This window comes from Paenibacillus oralis, from assembly GCF_003863965.1.
GTDB classification, from domain to species: Bacteria; Bacillota; Bacilli; order Paenibacillales; family Paenibacillaceae; genus Fontibacillus; species Fontibacillus oralis.
Genome location: NZ_RRCN01000001.1, coordinates 4087224 through 4105416 on the forward strand (window position 1 = coordinate 4087224; position 18193 = coordinate 4105416).

The 18193-nt window shown below is 47.1% G+C and carries 13 protein-coding genes and 2 pseudogenes; 8 read left to right on the top strand and 7 right to left on the bottom strand.

The genetic code is table 11. The annotated features are described in order from the left end of the window. Positions 1-17: 17 nt before the first annotated feature. A pseudogene (locus EHV15_RS18275) lies at positions 18-790 on the bottom strand (Rpn family recombination-promoting nuclease/putative transposase). A gap of 144 nt (positions 791-934) precedes the next feature. Further along, positions 935-2395, bottom strand: coding sequence for an ABC transporter substrate-binding protein (locus tag EHV15_RS18280; RefSeq protein WP_246061667.1), 1461 nt, complete (start codon positions 2393-2395; stop codon positions 935-937). A gap of 425 nt (positions 2396-2820) precedes the next feature. Here EHV15_RS18280 and EHV15_RS18285 point away from each other — a divergent pair, with 425 nt between their 5' ends. The 4 genes from EHV15_RS18285 to EHV15_RS18300 are packed head-to-tail and all read left to right on the top strand — an operon-like array spanning position 2821 to position 6934. After that, positions 2821-4245: a M14 family zinc carboxypeptidase gene (locus EHV15_RS18285; protein WP_128632459.1), complete on the top strand. Its 1425-nt coding sequence runs from the start codon at positions 2821-2823 to the stop codon at positions 4243-4245. A 41-nt stretch (positions 4246-4286) separates the two neighbouring features. Continuing rightward, on the top strand, positions 4287-5195 hold the full coding sequence (locus tag EHV15_RS18290) for an endonuclease I family protein (RefSeq protein ID WP_128632460.1): 909 nt from the start codon (positions 4287-4289) through the stop codon (positions 5193-5195). A 29-nt stretch (positions 5196-5224) separates the two neighbouring features. Then, the gene (locus EHV15_RS18295; protein WP_128632461.1) at positions 5225-6220 is read left to right on the top strand and encodes a S8 family peptidase; all 996 of its coding nucleotides are present in this window, start codon (positions 5225-5227) and stop codon (positions 6218-6220) included. Between the two features lie 27 nt (positions 6221-6247). Beyond that, positions 6248-6934 (top strand): YukJ family protein, encoded by a 687-nt coding sequence (locus EHV15_RS18300; protein ID WP_128632462.1) that lies wholly within the window; start codon positions 6248-6250, stop codon positions 6932-6934. A 51-nt stretch (positions 6935-6985) separates the two neighbouring features. Here EHV15_RS18300 and EHV15_RS37370 read toward each other — a convergent pair. From EHV15_RS37370 to EHV15_RS18325, 5 genes and pseudogenes are all read right to left on the bottom strand, one after another. Then, a pseudogene (locus EHV15_RS37370) lies at positions 6986-7213 on the bottom strand (AraC family transcriptional regulator); the annotation flags it as partial. A 232-nt stretch (positions 7214-7445) separates the two neighbouring features. Next, positions 7446-7802: a helix-turn-helix domain-containing protein gene (locus EHV15_RS18310; protein WP_128632463.1), complete on the bottom strand. Its 357-nt coding sequence runs from the start codon at positions 7800-7802 to the stop codon at positions 7446-7448. Between the two features lie 245 nt (positions 7803-8047). Further along, the gene (locus tag EHV15_RS18315; RefSeq protein ID WP_128635415.1) at positions 8048-9520 is read right to left on the bottom strand and encodes a glycoside hydrolase family 1 protein; all 1473 of its coding nucleotides are present in this window, start codon (positions 9518-9520) and stop codon (positions 8048-8050) included. Positions 9521-9538: 18 nt separating this feature from the next. Beyond that, positions 9539-11431, bottom strand: a complete 1893-nt coding sequence (locus EHV15_RS18320) for a beta-glucoside-specific PTS transporter subunit IIABC (RefSeq protein WP_128632464.1) — start codon at positions 11429-11431, stop codon at positions 9539-9541. 233 nt (positions 11432-11664) lie between these two features. After that, positions 11665-12498: a PRD domain-containing protein gene (locus EHV15_RS18325; RefSeq protein WP_128632465.1), complete on the bottom strand. Its 834-nt coding sequence runs from the start codon at positions 12496-12498 to the stop codon at positions 11665-11667. A gap of 239 nt (positions 12499-12737) precedes the next feature. Between EHV15_RS18325 and EHV15_RS18330 the strand changes: the two genes are divergently transcribed. The 4 genes from EHV15_RS18330 to EHV15_RS18345 all read left to right on the top strand — a co-directional run bounded on the left by EHV15_RS18330 (position 12738) and on the right by EHV15_RS18345 (position 18147). After that, entirely contained in the window at positions 12738-14165 is a 1428-nt protein-coding gene (locus EHV15_RS18330; RefSeq protein WP_246061669.1) for a beta/gamma-crystallin domain-containing protein, read from the top strand. A 144-nt stretch (positions 14166-14309) separates the two neighbouring features. After that, positions 14310-14858, top strand: coding sequence for a CueP family metal-binding protein (locus EHV15_RS18335; protein WP_128632466.1), 549 nt, complete (start codon positions 14310-14312; stop codon positions 14856-14858). 395 nt (positions 14859-15253) lie between these two features. Further along, positions 15254-17539, top strand: a complete 2286-nt coding sequence (locus EHV15_RS18340) for a glycosyl hydrolase family 18 protein (protein ID WP_128635417.1) — start codon at positions 15254-15256, stop codon at positions 17537-17539. Between the two features lie 251 nt (positions 17540-17790). Beyond that, a complete protein-coding gene (locus EHV15_RS18345; RefSeq protein ID WP_128632467.1) occupies positions 17791-18147 on the top strand; it encodes a Na-translocating system protein MpsC family protein in 357 nt (118 codons plus the stop codon). Positions 18148-18193 lie beyond the last annotated feature (46 nt).

The window sequence follows — 18193 nt, forward strand, 5'->3', positions numbered from 1 at the left end:
CGATTATTTTTAAAAAACTAGTGAGTGGACTTCAAGGATTTGACTTCGTCCTCCGATAATCCACTCGCTTTCACGATGACGGAAACCTCAATCCCCATGGCCAGCATGTTCTTGGCGATTTCAATGGCTTTCTTTTGTTCTCCCTTTGCTATACCTTCCTGCATACCTTTAGCCATGCCTCTATCCGTTGCCCACTCAATCATGGATGCTTCGTCATGCAGGTATTTCTGGCGCTCTTCGTACTTGCGGCGGGCTTCCCGATCCAGACTTAAAAACTCCAGCGTATCCATCGCTTTCTTCAAGTTTGGTTCATTCATCTTCAGCACCTCCCAGTTGGATTTGTCGGCACTTTTCAGGAAAAGCAGCCAGTTCACCAAACCGCCCTCCATCGAAATCGGCTGATCATCCAGTTTGGATAGTTCCATAACATGTACTTCGATGTCATCGCATAACTCAAGACCCGTGTGATCTTCCCGCAAATGATAGACATTATGATACCGGTCGTAGGCAATGGCCGTGAAATTCAAAATATTGATCGTAACGCATTTTTTCAGTAGCTTGTAGGATTGCCCTTCCTGCAACTGGCTGGAGTAGCGCCTGCTCCAATAGTAGAGCGTTCGTTTCTCAATGTCGTATTTATTAAATAGCTGCATCTCCACATTAATAAGTAGGTTCGATTTAAGAAGGCCAGGAGTATATCTTTATTATCTTCACTGCCAAAAATCCGCTTAAAAACAAAATCATTCCGTGGATCAAGAAGTTCAGTCGTCAATTTGACATTCAACTCCATTTCTTTTATGTATCACAATTTAAGTGTAGACAAACAAAAAGCCGCTCCAATACGCAGCCAAACGAAGGCTCGTATTAAAGCGGCATGTGCTTCATGCCAGTTAAATTATGGTTAGAGTATACCCGATTATTATGAATGCTGCAACTAATTGCTGATTATAATCATACCGTCATCGCTGTTGTTGGCCGTTTCTTCTGCGTCTTCGGAGCCGTCATCTCCCTGTTCTCCGTTTTTCTTGGCGGCCTCATCTTTTACCGTCTTATCCAATACGGTCTGGCCTTCCTGCTCCATCGTCTGCAGTGCCTCCTCAATGGATTTCTTGTTCTCCTCGACCAATTTCAGCTCGCGATCGACGATCGATTGGTATTGGGAGTGGAATTTCCGGGGGATTTTATCATTGTCCAGCGAACTTGCCCCGTCCAAATTCGGTTTTAATTTGTAAAACACGTCCAGGTTCACGCCGTCATATTCCTTCGAATTTCCCATACGGGATAAAAGCCCGTTATTTAATGATCGTGATTTAATTTTGGCGAATGGTTCCCCGTTCACAAACTTCAGAAATTCCCATGCGGCATCCGCATTAGGTGAGTTGGCCCGGATGGCAAACAGTTCATTAAAATAGATATCGCGGGATTTATCGGGTTCGGCCGGATCGACCGGTCCCGCGACGATACCGACTTGAAAAGGTTTGTAATCCTTGAGTGTATTTTTGGCGTCTTTAATGTTACGCAATAAATAAGAGTTGCTGGTCGTCATGGCCATACGTCCCATCAAAAACGCCTGGCTTTGATAATACTCTTCTAACGTTCCGCTACGGAAACCGCCATCCTTTGGATTGTAGATCGTTCCCGAATCAACCGCGTCCTTGGCCAGCTTATAGGCCTGCTTCCAGGAGTCCGTATTCAGCGTGATTTTCATCGTATCAGTATTGATATACTTTAAACCCTGGGTACCCGCGATGGCAGAAGCGAGATTCCCCATGGACATACCGTAGTCGTTGCCAAATCCGTAGACGCGAGTCTTCTCGTCGCCATCGGTCGGAAACCGCCGGGCCGTATCGATGATTTCCTGCCATGTCATCCCGTCATGCGGCACTTCGACTCCGTATTTGGCGAACAGATCCGCATTATAGTAAAGGGCACTTCCATAAAAAGAAGGAGCCAGGCCGTACAGCTTACCGCCGCCCTTCTCCTTAAGAATCTCGAGCAATGCCGGGTAAATGCTCCCGGTGTCGTACTTATCCCGCTCGATCAAGGTGTCGAGCTCCTGCAATTTACCTGCCGTTGCGTATTTCTCGTAATTGTCCGTGCCCAACATAAGTACATCCGGCTGTTCTTTCTCCACGAAGTCCGCAAACGCTTTGTCGTAATCCTGATTATCCCCGCTGTAAATACTGTTCATGCTAACCACTTCAATATCGATATTGGGGTATTGCATCGCAAACAAATCGCCGTATTGCTGGAAGAAATACGATTCGTCCGCATACATGATTTTGAAGCTGGAGCGCTGCCCCGTTTCTTTGGCTGGAGCGCTGGAGCACCCCGCAAACACGACACCGCATAACAGAACCAGTAACGCCTTATGTACCAATTTGCTTTTCATCATGACCTCCAAATGAGCACAATAATTTTGGTTTCCAAAATAAATAACGGCGGGAGGGATGGAATAGTTACCTGTATTTAGGAGAAAACATTTGATCCATGAAGGTTCCGTCAAGGTTCTGTTAAAAATTTTATCGCGTCTATACACGATGCCGATGATTTTAGCCCTTTGCCGACGATTTCCCAAATCGGAAACGATCCGGGACTGTTACAAAAACCGAGCCTCTCTGTAGTTAATGGGATAAATATCTAAATATGTAAACTGAACTTTGGGATGTATTATTTTTTTTACGCCAAATTATTATTGATTTGATTCCAGAGGAAGGTTGTAAGGTACAGAATATGAATTAAAAGAAACCGGATGATTGCCGCGAAGGGGATTTTGGATATCGTGAACTGCCTTAGCTGCATAGAGAAAGGAGAAAATCAATGAATAGGTTTGAAGTAACGATTCATGCGTCCAGCTTGGACATGCTGCATAAATTGGAGGAAGCAAATCTGGACATAAACCGTCCTACGGCCGAGCAGCACAGCGAAACCGACTATACAGTAAGGGCTTTGGTTACGGAAGAGCAGCTTAACGAGTTGAAGCAACGCGGTTATACCGTAACCGACCAATCTGATGTCAGCCGCATTCCGTTTGAACGAATTCAGGAGCTTACTGGAATGGGGGATCGTATCGATGGCATAAAAGCAAATGAGGTTGAATGGACGGCCGATACTGTTCGCGATGGCTACTTGACGGTAGCGGAAATCGAACAGGAACTAAGGCAAACTGCACGGCTTTTTCCAAATTGGGTAAAGCTCATAGAACTGCCTTTCGGGACCCGGGAAGGCCGGAGTTGTTTAGCCGCCAAGTTAAGCGTAAATTCACGGAACAGCAGCGGGGAGCGGATTGGCATTTTACTCACCGGCAACGTTCATGCCCGTGAATGGGGAGGCTCTGATATCACGCTCAATGTTCTTAAGCAGCTCGTTCAGGCTTATGATTCTAGACAAGCTATAGCTTATGGCGGTAAAAACTTCGCTTTTGAGCAGATCCGCCGGATTCTTGAAAACATTGATCTGTATGTTTTTCCGGAGGTTAATCCCGACGGCAAAATATACAGCCAGAGCTTCGCTGAGGAAAATGAACGGGGCTTCGATTCTAATTCGGGCGAAAAATTTTGGTGGCGTAAAAATCGTTACCGCAACCAGCAAGGAACCGTGGTTGGTGTCGATGTGAATCGCAACTTTGATTTTTTATGGGAAAGCGGAATCGGCGCATCGACCGATGAGAAGTCTCTTGTATATAGAGGACCGTCGCCGGCTTCCGAGCCGGAAACGCAAAACATCATTCACTTGCTGGATACGGACACGAATATCCGCTTCTACCTCGATATTCATAGCTATGGGGAACTGATTCTGTACAATTGGGGCGATGATGAAAATCAGAGCCTTGATAAGGACAAAAATTTTCAAAATAAGCGTTTTAACGGGATGCGCGGGTTGTTTGGAAGCATACCTGAGAGAAATTTGTATGAAGAATATATTTCTCCGGACGACGAACGCCTGGAAATCAGCCTGGCCAACCGGATGAACCAGGCTTTGCAGGCGGTTCGCGGAAAATCTTATAAAGTAAAGCCCGGGTCAGGATTGTACTACACGAGTGGAACAACTACCGACTATGCTTACAGCCGCCATCTCGTCGATCCGAGCAAACCGAAGATCTATGGCTTTACTTTTGAATTCGGCCGGCAATTCGTTCCGCCATACGAGGAAATGAAGTTGATTATCGCCGATGTCAGCGCGGCGATTACGGAATTTTGCTATGCCGTGACGGAATTGAAAGTTCGCGAGCCTGTCCGATCGTAGTGTTTTTATAAAATTAAATTTCACGTAAAGGAGTTGTTCAGATGGATACTGAACTACGTACTCAATCTCATGAGGAAGAGAACGTCTTTGCTGCGGATCGATTGTCGAGACTCGAAGCCAACCTGGAAAAATTTCGGGCCGATGAACGGGAGTATTACGATTCTGCCGCTGACCGAGCCGATGCGCAGCGGTATTACGCCTCCGTTCAACTTGACGGATTAGACGGCAGAGAGCTCTACCATGCGCTGACGGATTTGCTTGAGCGTACGCATACTAATCGAATTCGGTACAAGAGAAGCGATGATTATTTAAAGACGCTGGTGGATCTGCACGACGACGGTTTTCTGAGAAGTATCTACTCCGGTAAAGAAGCCGAGCCTCATAAAGTCATTGAGGAGGATGAGGAGGATGAGGAGGAATTTACCGCAGCGGAAGATCAAATAACGGAGAGCGGGCATCTCGCCAATGTCGAACATGTGGTGCCCCAATCATGGTTTAACGAAAAAGAACCCATGCGCGGAGATCTCCACCATCTGTTTTACTGCGAAAAGGATTGCAACTCTTTTCGAGGCAATAAAGTGTATTGGGATTTCGCGGACTATAACCCGGATCTGTTCGGTGCCGATTCGGTACGGAATGAATGCGGGAAAGGTGAGGGAGGCGAAGGTCATATTGACGGACGTTTCGAGCCGGAGCACGGTAAAGGGATGGTTGCCAGAGCGATGCTTTATTTTATCCTGCGCTATCCGCGGGCGATTGAGCTTCGACACAAAGTGAAAATGGATATCGATGTGCTGCTGAAGTGGCACAAGGATTTTCCGCCCAACCTCAAGTATGAGAAACACAGAAACCAGGAGATTTACCAAATTCAGGGCAACCGCAATCCCTTGATCGATCTTCCGCAGTTGGCGGATCGGATTGATTTCAGCGTTTTCCGCCCATTGCACTAGAACTAAAAAATAAAAAGGAGACGTAAGATATGTCCGTAACGGCAAGTGTAAACGATACGGTAGAGCTTTTACCTTTTGAAGCAGAGGACGTTACCCGCCATGTTAAAGAAATTCCGAAAGGGATTCAGATGATCCAGGCTCCGGCTTTTTGGGAAAAAGGAAGCTACGGGAGGGGAGTAAAGATTGCCGTCTTGGATACCGGCTGCGACGTCTCCCATCCCGATTTAAAGGAGCGAATCATCGGCGGGCGGAATTTTACGGATGACGACGGCGGTAATTCCGAGATATATACTGATTACAATGGACATGGTACGCATGTGGCCGGGACGATAGCAGCCTCCAAAAATGATAACGGCGTTGTGGGCGTAGCCCCGGAGGCGGGGGTGTTAATTTTAAAAGTTCTTAACCGCCGTGGAGAAGGCCGGCCCGAATGGATTGCCAAGGCGATTGAATACGCAATCGCTCAAAGGGTGAACATTATCAATATGTCCCTTTCCGCCGGGGGCGAACACGATGGGATACACAAGGCGATTCAGCGCGCCGTCGAAAATAACATCATCGTCGTCTGCGCGGCCGGAAACTCATCGAGGGAGGAAAAACGTTATCCGGCAGCGTACAATGAGTGCGTTTCGGTAGGAGCCGTCGATTTTAACGGTGAGGACGCCGTTTTTTTAACCAAAAATAATGAGGTTGACCTAACTGCCCCGGGGGTTAATATAAAGTCTTGTTATCCGCTCAATCTGGTTCCTGACCGCAATGAACCTTACAAAGTGATTTCCGGAACTTCCATGTCCTCTCCGCACGTAGCGGGGGCGTTGGCGCTGGTGCTCAATTATTGCCAGGGACCAGAGCAATTCGGCCGTTCCTTGACCGAAGCCGAATTGTATGCTCAAATCGTAAAATGCACCATCCCGCTCGGCAGAAAAAAATCCGCGGAGGGAAACGGTTTGCTCTACTTGACCGCTCCCGGACTGCTAGCCGAGTACTGGAAGCGGAACAAACCTGATTTAAGCCAATATACCTAATAACAACAAAAAAGGAGAAGATCAGCTATGCCTATCCATCCGTATGGTGTTTTGAAAGGAAAAGTAGTGGAAGGAACTAAGGCACCCATAGATGGCGACAAAACCCCTCATTATCATGCCGTAGTGCGCGCAAATCGTCGGAATTACCAACTGGCGATTAATGTAAAGTCTCTGAAGAAACCTTCCGAGCTGCTTTATCTGGTTAGTGAACATTTTAATTCCGAGCAAATCACCCATTTACCGGATTTAAATGAAGGTTTTACGGAGATTTCCCGGTCCAATCGGGAGCTTGCTCTGGATTATATCCGCGGCGGACTTTTTGACCCTTCTCAAATGATGGAGCTTCCATTTAATGAAGACGGCCCGGATAATGATTTGAATGAGAAAGTGGACCATTACATTCAGGAAGCAAAAACGAAAAATGCCGACATCTACGTCTATGGCGAAAAATTCTCCAGCGGTAATGGTATGCACGATATCCATATGAACCAAGGGAACGATCCGAGGTTTCGCGAGGACGACGGGATCTGGCAGGACGGAGGGATTTTGATTCATTTTGCGCAAGAAAACCGGTGGGCAGGGATGTTTCTTGCGTTCCAGTCGCAATCATGGTGTACCGACGATGATGGCCATGCCGAACGCCCGGTAAGCGAGTGCAGCCATAAGACCGTAAAACCTGCAGCCGGAGCCGGAGCGGGACCTGCCGGAGCATGACGGATCTTTAACCAGAAAAGCGGTTGTATAGGCGGGGATGCTTGCGCAAATTTCTTTGTAGGCATGCGGGGGTTCGCCGTTGATGACAAAAACGTTCCCCTTCTTGATGAATGACGCATCGTTATTGACGAGGTGCGTTGCATTTCCGTTCAGCACAATGACCAGCTCGGAAAAGTCAACATGCCGATGAAGGGACGTATCATTTTCATGCCCTCCGTATTGAATAAAAAAAGGAAACTGTTCATCCGCTGTAAACCATTTTAAATATACGTTGCTCAAATCATTCCCCGAGAAGGAAACTTTGGCCGCTTACCAAGCAACAACCTGGAAAGACCTGTTCCCCAGTGAAAAAGATTTTCCCGTCAAAGAATGGGGGGCTTTGTACAACATGCAGGTGCCGACAGACGGGGACTACCAAAAATGGTCTGTGAGCAGAAAAAAAGAAACCTCAAAAACCGCGGGAATTGCGGGGGTTGGGGTTTCTTCCGTTTATGACGGAGGAGCGGCGCTTCTAGGTATCATAGCCGTCGGACGTGGCGTTTTCCTTGAAGTCCACGATCGGCTTGATCACCTGCATAATCAAATTAATCTTGTCGGGAGAGCAATCCTCCAGCAGTTCGAGAATCTCGTGCCGGAGATAATCCTTTCCCTGAATGTTGGTGCCGCTCAAAATATATTCGGGCGATTCTTCGAGAACAACGCAAAGCTGGGACAATCTGTCCAGATTGATCGCCGTTTTTCCGCGTTCAATTTTGCTTATATAGGCGTTGGAGACATCCAATTTCTCGGCCAACACTTCTTGCGTCAACCCTCGATTCTCTCTGACCCGTTTGATTCTTTTGCCAATTTGCGAATAATCGTAACCCATGTCATCACCTGCCTAAATTGTAACAATCCTTTCATGGGCGATACATGCATACAAGGTTAATTTGAACCTATAAGTTAAAATTTATAAACTAATAATTTTAAATTAACGTAGGGGTTCATCGAGCAGCAATTTGAAATCGAAGATTTCGATTTCATCGCAGGGGATTTTGGGCAAGTGTGGAATAACAAAAACCCACCCAAAAATTGTGCGCCAAAGGTGGGTTTTTATTATTCCTATCCATTACGTCATTCTTTTTCGCTTAAAGAAGCCCCATTGGTTTCAATCACTTTTTGATACCAATGAAATGAATCTTTTTTAATTCTGTTTAATGTTCCCTCGCCATGGTTATCCAAATCAACGTAAATAAATCCGTATCTTTTGGACATTTCCGACGTCCCGGACGAAACAATATCGAAGGAAGACCAAGCGGTATAACCGATAACTTCAACTCCATCGATAATCGATTCTCTGATTTGTTCGATATGCTTGGATAAGTATGAAATTCGATAATCATCATGGATTTCTCCGTGTTCATCAAGCGTATCGTTGGCGCCGATTCCATTTTCAACGATAAATAATGGCGCTTGGTAACGATCATACAGCGTGTTTAATGTATATCTTAAGCCGATAGGGTCAATTTGCCATCCCCATTCGGATGTTTCCAGATACGGATTTTTTAATTGCTCGCGAAGATTGCCGTCCGTTTTTTCCAAATCTTCTTTTTTGCTGCTGGATATGGAGGACATATAATAGCTAAAGGCCAGAAAATCCGCGGTATGTTCTTTTAGCAGCTCGAAATCCTCATCCTGGGCTTGGATCGAAATATCGTGTTCATTAAAATAGCGATGGATATATCTAGGATACGTCCCTCTTAATAATACATCCGTAAAGAAGTAATTATCGATCTGCTCATCGATCACGGATAACATGGCGTCTTCCGGGTTGCAGGTGGCCGGATACGTAGTGAATTTTGCGATCATGCAGCCGATTTTTGCCTCCGGATATTTTTTATGCAAAATTTTGGCCGCCAGAGCTGACGCAACGAATTGATGGTGCACCGCCTGATAACAATCTTGGACAAAGTGCTCGCTTCCTTCCGCATAGATTCCGAGTGAATTGAACGGGGTAAAACGGGCGCCATTGATCTCGTTAAACGCGATCCAATACTTCACCTTATCTCCATATCGATCAAATAGAAGCGTCGCATACCGGACATAGAAATCAATCAGCTCACGGTTTTTCCAGCCGCCATGTTCAGCAACTAAATGCAGCGGTAAATCAAAGTGGCTTATGGTGATGAGCGGTTCCATCCCGTAATCGACAATCTTCCCAATCACTTGATCATAAAAATCGAGCCCGGCTTGATTAGGGTGTTGTTCATTTCCTTTTGGGAAAATCCGGCTCCACGAAATGGACATTCTAAAAACTTTAAATCCCATCTCGGCGCATAATTTTATATCCTCTTTGTATCTATGATAAAAATCAACACCGCTTCTCTTGGGATATTTGTCGGTCCCCTCGTAGTTAATCGCGTCTTCGATTCTTTGTCTGTCAACGTATTTGCGTTCTTTCCTTGAAACGCTCTTATCGTATCGCAAAGCCATATCGGCTACCGTTAATCCTTTTCCGCCTTCTTGGTAAGCCCCTTCAGCCTGGGGAGCCGAAATGGCGCCCCCCCATAAAAACCGATCGGGAAATCCTGCGAATCGCTCAAACATCTTCATGACTCCTCCTATTTATTTAAGTGTCAAAATAACATCTTTTTGGCCTACATATGGTTTATTAGAAACGATTTGTACGGAAGCATAGTTATTCGGATTGGTAACGATGATCACGACGGCTGAATTATATCCTTCAGCTTCAATCGCTTCTTTATCAAATTCCAACAGAATATCGCCCTTCTTTACAACATCTCCGGTTTTACGGAAAGATTTAAAATGCTTTCCTTTTAATTTCACGGTGTCAATCCCGACATGGATCAGGAGTTCAACGCCGGCGTCCGTTTCAATGCCCACGGCATGGTTCGTGCGATAAACCGTCAATTTACCGTCTGCTGGAGCGACAATGTGATGTTGATCAGCGACGATCGCCAGGCCTTCGCCCAGTAATTTTTCGGAAAAAGTACGATCATTTAACTCTTTCAGATCCAGGAAATTGCCCGATACCGGGCTGAAAATTTCCAGCGTACCCGCTTGTTCGGCAGCCGAAGTTTTTTCAGCCGGAGCCGCCGGAGCTTTTGTTTCTGTTTCCGAAGCTTGCTCGGGTTCCGCCGGATTGATCCGGAAAATCCCTTTGCCAAGCACTATGGTGATCACAAAAGTGGCGACCAACGTGAAGAGAAGACCGACCAAAATGCTGGCAAAACCGCCGCCGGCATAAACGGGAATACTAAAAATACTCGGCATGGAAGAGGCGTACGCCTTCGCTCCCATAATCGTGGCGACCATTCCGCCGATCCCGCCGCCTAAAACAGTACCGATCAGCGCCGCTTTATATTTGATGATAATGCCGTAAAGGGCCGGTTCCGTAACACCCAAAAACCCGGAAAAGGTCGATGATAAAGCGAGCTGTTTCTTGCTTTTTTCCTTAATCAGCATGTAGACCGCCAATGTGGATGTCGCTTGCGCCATGGTGCTTAAGAAATTGGCCGGGCTGATATTGGTATAACCAAACGTGGCGATTTGCTGCAGCAAAATCGGCCGGATGGCGTGGTGCATGCCGGTTAATACCAGGAACGGGCGAATCGCGCCAATAACAAATCCGGCCAGCCACGGGACGGTTTTGACGATCCAGTCGATCCCGTAAGCGAGATAGTTCCCCCCGTAATAACCCAACGGCGCAAGCAGCGACAGGGAAACAGGGACCATAATGATAATCGTTAAAAGCGGCGTAAATATAGAATTGACGATAGACGGCATGATCTTTTGAATGTAGCCGTAAACGTATTTCAATAATAGAACGGATAAAATAATCGGAATTACCGAAGAACTGTAATCCAGCATTGGAATAGGCAGCCCAAACAGCCGGATAGGATCCGCACCTTCCGAGGCCGCCTTAATAATGCTTGGATACATTAATGCACCTGCGAGTGATAGAGCCATATATTCATTGGTTTTAAATTTTTGCGCCGCACTTACAGCCAACAAGAACGGGAAGAAATAAAACATACAGCTCGAAGCGATATCCAAAATCATCCCTAATGAACTGGCGGGATCGAGCCAACCATTGGATGTGAAAAAATACAAAATACCTTTGAGCATCCCGCCGCCCACCAATGGCGGCAAGGCTTTGACCAGAATACTGGAAAGCGTGCTGATCAGCCGGTTAAAAATAGACTCTTTTTTCGTATCTGCCGGTGCTTGCGCTTGATTGGAACTATCTTCGAATCCGGGAATTTGCTCAATAATCTCGTTATATAACTTCCCTACATTATCGCCGACAATAATTTGATATTGGCCGCCTTGCTTTTGCACACCCAAAACATTTAATTTTTCGATTTCTTCCGTCTGTGCCTTTGCCTCATCTTTCAGCACAAATCTAAGCCTCGTAACACAGTGGGTTAACTCCGAAATATTGTCTTTTCCCCCGATGAACTCGATGATTTTCTTGGACATTTCCTTATTGTCCATAAAACTTCCTCCTTTTAATGGATGCAGATCAATCTATATAAAAAGACCTTAATAAACTTCACCAACACAATGATGAAATCTACTAAGGTCTTGCCAGCCGAACTGTAACGAATCCTTGATGGGTATTATGAGGTTTTTTATGAAAAAAAGACCCTAACCGCTCTCATCACAAATAGGATGAAAGTGATTAAGGTCTTGCCAGCCGAACTGTAACGAATCCTTGATTAACGTTATTATGTTTTTCTCACTAAATTTCCGATGTGCATCGTGAGATACATTTTTTCGATATCCGATGTTTGCAGGCCCATTTGATCTTGAATATATAGAGCGATCTTATCTGCACACTGTTTTTCTTCAGGAAATTTTTCGCTGATGAGTTGGGTTAGCGACGATTGTTCAAAATCCAAAACCTCTCCGCTTTTTTGTCTCATCAAATAATATCTCAGATGGGTGACAAAGCGATTAAAAGCAATGGACTCATCATCAAAATCAACTTGAAAGTGATACTTGATCAGCTTAACGATACTGTTAATGATCTCGGTCAACTCAATGACTTTTTGAACCGTTTTCGATTCGATTTGCCCATTCACGAAATGCAATGCAATAGATGCAGCTTCGCTAGGAGGGAGCTCGACATTTAATCGCTTATTAATTAAGCTGACGATTTCTTTGCCGATTTTATATTCCGCAGGATAAAACTTTTTGATTTCCCACTCCAAAGGGTTAGCGATATCCATTTGTTTTTTTACCCTGGAAATAGCGAAGAGCACGTGATCCAACAAGGTGAAAAAAATATTCGGATTTAATTTGGCATTTAAAATCTCTTCACCCATGGAGACTGCCTGATCAATGACTTCAATCTCTTCCTGGGAAGCGTCGGTGACTAATGCGGACATTTGCTCAATGGACAAGGAACCGGCCGAGAAAAATTTCTTCTCGATCAATTCCGCATTCACTATATTTCCCGGGTACGCCTGAAATCCAATGCCTTTTCCCATTAAGATGAATTGTTGAGTGTTATCCTTAGCAAGAACAACGTTGTTATTGATTCTCTTCTCGATGATCATTTTGCACCTATCTTTTTGACAACGTTATCAGTACTGTAAAAGCTACATTAGATTTATTTTTTTGTCAATATAAATTATCTGGAGTAATAGCTGAATATCTATTTTCATGTTGATTTTTCTATGAAAATCAACTATTCTAATTATATCATATATTGTAATATTATAGTAAAATATCAAAATTCAAGGATGGTGATGCGGCGAAATTATCATTAATCATTAATCATTTTGAGGAGGTATGAATGATGAAAAAATTGTTTGCTTTACTGATGGCGTTGGTGATGATCTTCGGTTTTCTTCCGCAAACTCCGGCAAACGCGGCGAGCGCTCCGCCTTCGACCTGGCAGGAGCATTGGTTCGAGCATAAGGAATTGCTCAAGCTCGCCTATTATGACGATGAGGTGGCCGTGTATTTTGACGATGATATTAACCCGAATCAAGCCAACTGGATTTATTCTACGGCCGCCGACGTATGGAGGTATACGAAGCAAACCTACGGCCCCATGGGCGGCGACGGCCGACTTTACGTTGTGGTCCACAACAAAAAATACAGCGGCGGTCATCCCGGCTACTATTATAATGCCGACCATGACTACCGCAACGTGATCGATATCGGCGGCTCGGATTTCAGCAGCCGGGGCGGATGGAATTTGGATATCCTTGTCCATGAAATCGCTCATATCGTTGAATTTGCTGCAAACGGGGCCAAGGGCTCCCCGGCTTTCAGGCTCTGGGGCGACAGCAAATGGGCGGAAATTTACCAATATGACGTTTACAAAGCTTTAGGATACGATAGCGAAGCAAAGCGAATTTATAACAGCTTTATTAGCACGTCGGAAAACTTCCCGCGGGCGGGGACCTACTGGTTTAAGAACTGGTTCTATCCGGTTTACGACAACTATGGAAAAAATCAAGCGCTTACGCGCTTCTTCCAGCTGCTTGCCCAATATTTTCCGAGAAATTCTGCCGGTTACTTCACGAGAGATCTGAACATGGGCGAGTATGTGCATTTTATGAGCGGCGCGGCAAAAGCCGATTTGAAATCGCTGGCGTCCGGTGCTTTCGGCTGGACGAACGAATACGAAAGCCAATATCAGGCGGCACGCAAGGAATTTCCGCAAATCTCTTATGGTGGAGACGTGACGATTTCAGAGGGGGCTGTCTTCTATGGAGACGCCAACTATGGCGGTTTTGCCGTGGCGCTGGGAGTTGGCACATACAACTACAATGAAATGATCAAGGCCGGCATTCCCAACGATAAGCTCTCCTCGGTGAAGGTGACTCCCGGCATTAAAGTGACACTCTATGAAGATGCGAATTTCGGCGGCGGGAAAGTAGTCATCACCTCGGACACCGCTTATCTCGGCGACTTTAACGATAAGACATCTTCCCTCAAAGTCGAAAGAATACCGGCCTTTTATGTCGATGCTAATTACAAAGGAAACTCAGTCAGCCTCGAAGCAGGCAGTTATAATGTTGCTGATTTAATCGCCAAAGGGATTCCTAACGATTCGATTTCTTCGGTGAAAGTACCAAGCGGCTACAAGGTTACACTCTACGAGCATAAGGATTTCCAGGGAGCAAGCAAAGTATTGCTTGCGGACACTTCCTATGTCGGCGACGATTTTAATGACAAGACCTCTTCCATAAAAATAGAGCGGGTAAACTAGGCAGGCCACTCAGAGGACGTTCAGGAATGAACGTCCTCTTTTTGCTCAATACTATACGTATGTATGGTATAATTAGGCAGAATGAGGAAGCGTTCAACCTATTAAGTGAAGAAAATAACCTGTGAAACAGAAGGGGTGCAAGGAATGAAACGGAGAAATATCTTGCTGGCAGCCGGAGTTATTGTGGTTGCGGCGTTAGGAACCTACTATATTTTTACGGGAAGCGCTGAAAAAGAAGTTGCAACCACCAAGCTGGATGCGCAAAGCGTGAAGCAACTGGTGCACGATTACAGCACGGACAAACTGCAAGCCCAATCAGCTTCGATCACGGCGCGTCAGCTCGTAGTGACCGACGAAGGGAAAGACTCTACGGCCTATGATCTGCCGGAAGACGAGTTTTTTGTGTCCATCGCGCCGTATCTCGAGCAAACGCATCCATGCGATATCCACAGTTTGACAGGCTGCCAAGGGGAACTGGCGGATAAAGAGTTTGATGTATCCATCGCCGATCTGGAGGGCAACACCATAATGGATCAAAAAATGAAGTCTCAGGCCAACGGATTTATCGACCTGTGGCTGCCGCGGGACAAGACGTACCGAATAACGGTCGGTCACGACGGGAAAACGGCCGAGTCGGAGATTTCCACGTTTGACAGCGACAACACTTGCATCACAACTCTCCAATTAAGTTAGTTCGCTCTGGAGCGTCTAAACGAGCCCGGTGCCGGAAACGGCGCCGGGCTTGTTGTATGTTGGGGAGGATTCCATTGAATCTATGATCCTTCTTGAAAGTTCCCTTTTTTGTCATAATTTCCCGAAACCCTTTAACCATCGGGCATTTTCGACAGAAATTAGAGGGAAATCGAGCGTATCCCTATCAAATCAAAGTAAATATTGAAAATAATAGGAGGAATAATGGCGGAATATGTAAAAATATCTATTTTGGTAGTCTCTTTTTTATTTTAGTTTAGGAGATTAACCATATTTAGGGAGGGGGCATATGATAGGTAAATTCATGCAATTCGGCTGATGGTTGACTTGAAGTTCAACATCTTATTTTTACTGTGTGAGGAGGAGAAGCATTGTTGATGCATGCAAAAGGATTCAAGAAACCGGGGATATGGCTGCTCGTTGCCGCGCTTATCGTTCCTTTATTTTCGCTTTCCCCGTTGGGTGAGAATCGTGTGGCAGCCGCCGGCACGACAGATTACAAGATCGTAGGCTATTATCCTTCCTGGGGGGCTTATGCGAGAAATTATCTAGTTTCGGATATCGATGCTTCCAAAGTTACGCATATCAATTACGCATTTGCCGATATCGCCTGGAACGGCATCCACGGCAATCCGGACCCGACCGGTCCCAACCCGCAAACCTGGAGTACGCAGGATGAGGTCGGGGTTATCAACGTACCGAACGGTACAATTGTGATGGGCGATCCGTGGATCGACGGGCAAAAAAGTTATTCCGGTGATACCTGGGACCAACCGCTGCGCGGCAATTTCAATCAGCTGATCAAGCTGAAGCAGCAGTACCCGCATCTGAAGACGCTCATTTCCGTCGGCGGCTGGTCGTGGTCCAACCGGTTTTCGGACGTGGCCGCCGACCCGGCGTTACGCGAAAATTTCGCCAATTCCGCCGTCGATTTTCTCCGCAAATATCAATTTGATGGCGTCGACTTGGATTGGGAGTATCCGGTCAGCGGAGGACTTCAGGGCAACAGCAGACGGGTGGAGGATAAGCAAAACTTCACGCTGCTGCTGCAGAAAACCCGGGAGAAGCTGGACGCCGCGGGAGCCAAGGACGGTAAGCATTATCTGCTGACGATCGCCTCGGGCGCATCCCCCGCGTTTGCTCAGAACACCGAGCTGGACAAAATCTCCGAAATTGTCGACTGGATCAACATCATGACTTATGATTTCAATGGCGGCTGGCAGAACATCACCGCCCACAACGCTCCCTTGTACCTGGATCCGGCGGCGGTGGCGGCCGGTGTTCCGGACTCGGAAAGCTTTTATGCGGAAGCGGGCGTACGCGGGCATCTGAACGCGGGCGTACCGGCGGGTAAGCTCGTGCTTGGAGTTCCGTTCTACGGACGGGGCTGGACCGGAGCGGCGGCTGCCGGCAACGGCCAATATCAAAAAAACGCCGGCCCTTCGGCAGGAACCTGGGAAAAGGGCGTTTTCGACTATAGTGATTTGGAGAAAAACTATATCAGCAAAAACGGTTATACCCGTTATTGGAACGATACCGCCAAGGTGCCTTATCTGTTCAATCCGAATAACGGAACCTTCATCAGCTATGACGATCAAGAATCGATCGGCTACAAGAGCGATTTCATTAAAGCGAACCATTTGGGCGGCGCCATGTTCTGGGAGTTTAGCGGCGACCGGAACAAAACGCTGCTGAACAAGCTGGCCGGCGATTTGGCCGTTGACGGCGGCGGTGGCGGCGATGGCGGGAACGACGATCAAACACCGCCTACCGTCCCCGGCAATCTCCGTACGACGGCCCAATCGGCCACCAGCGTAACGCTCGCCTGGGACGCTTCCACGGACAATGTGGGCGTGACCGGATACACCGTCGCTTATGGCGCGGGCAGCCTGAATGTAACAGGCACCACGGCTACGGTTGGCGGCCTTTCGCCGAATACGGAATATACTTTTACGGTCAAGGCGAAAGATGCGGCCGGCAACCTGTCCGCAGCCGCTTCGATCAAGGTGAAGACTGCCGAGGGAAGCGACTGCCCGTACGCGGCCTGGGATAGCAACGCGGTATATACCGGCGGCCAGCGTGCAGTTTACAACGGCAAAATATATGAAGCCAAATGGTGGACCCAAGGGGATCGCCCTGATCAAAGCGGCGCGGATGGCGCATGGAAATATATTGAGGATTGCCCGAACGGATCAATCGATCCGCAGCCCGAGCCTGAACCGGGACAGGATACCACGCCGCCGGCCGCTCCCGGCCAGCTGCGCGTGACGGGAGCCGCGCCAACAAGCATCAGCCTGGCTTGGGACGCTTCCACGGATGACGTGGGCGTTGCCGGATACACCGTTGCTTATGGTACCGGCAGCATAAATGTAACCGAAACTTCGGCAACCATTACCGGTCTGTCGCCGGACACGGCTTACACCTTCACGGTAACCGCAAGAGACGCCGCCGGCAATGTATCCGCGGCCGCTTCCGTTCAAGGGAAGACGACGGCGGAGGAAAATCCGGGCGATGGCGAGGTTCGGCCGTGGGAAGCGGGAGTGGCCTACAGTGTAAATGACCTCGTGTCCTACAACGGCAGCATCTACTTGTGCCTTCAGGCGCACACTTCGCTTTCCGGCTGGGAGCCGGCGAATGTGCCAGCTTTGTGGCAATTGCAATAACCCGGACAAACAGATAGGAAATCGAAAGGAAGCGGGGCAGCCCCGCTTCCTTTTCTGCGCTGCCCTCCTGTCCACATGACGACGATTATTTCGCAGAAATCACATTGTTTTGGCGGAGAAGTTGCGGAAATTTCATAGAAATGGGTGGATATAACCCTTTTTTTGGTTTGACAAAACATTTCTGACGGGGGTAACATTTAAATTGTGAAATATTTTCCAAAATAAGGCATTCATTTGTCGAGGTTCTCAGTATGTCTATTGCCACGGTATTTGAAGTTCAGGAGAAGATAAGAAGGCTGGCGATCAAAATCGTCAAACACTACCGGGGAAAAGGGCCGGAGAACGTAAAAGTGAACTTGGACGGCGCAGGCAAGGTGACCGTCGAAATCAAGGGGATTTTATCTAACTTATCGGAAATTTTAGTGAAAGAAGGTGCCACCGACCTCGTCAAACAATACTGGAACGTGTTGCAGCCTTATTTGGAACGCGAATTTATGCAGGAAGCGGCGGATACGGTGGGCGGCCCCTTTACCTATTCATGGACCATTAGCCATGACCGGCAAGGGGAACGGGCCATCATCATTGAACTGAATAAGCGGTTTGATTAAAGAGAAGGAGGCGCCTGCCTTTTCGCTGTTTAATAAGCCAATACAT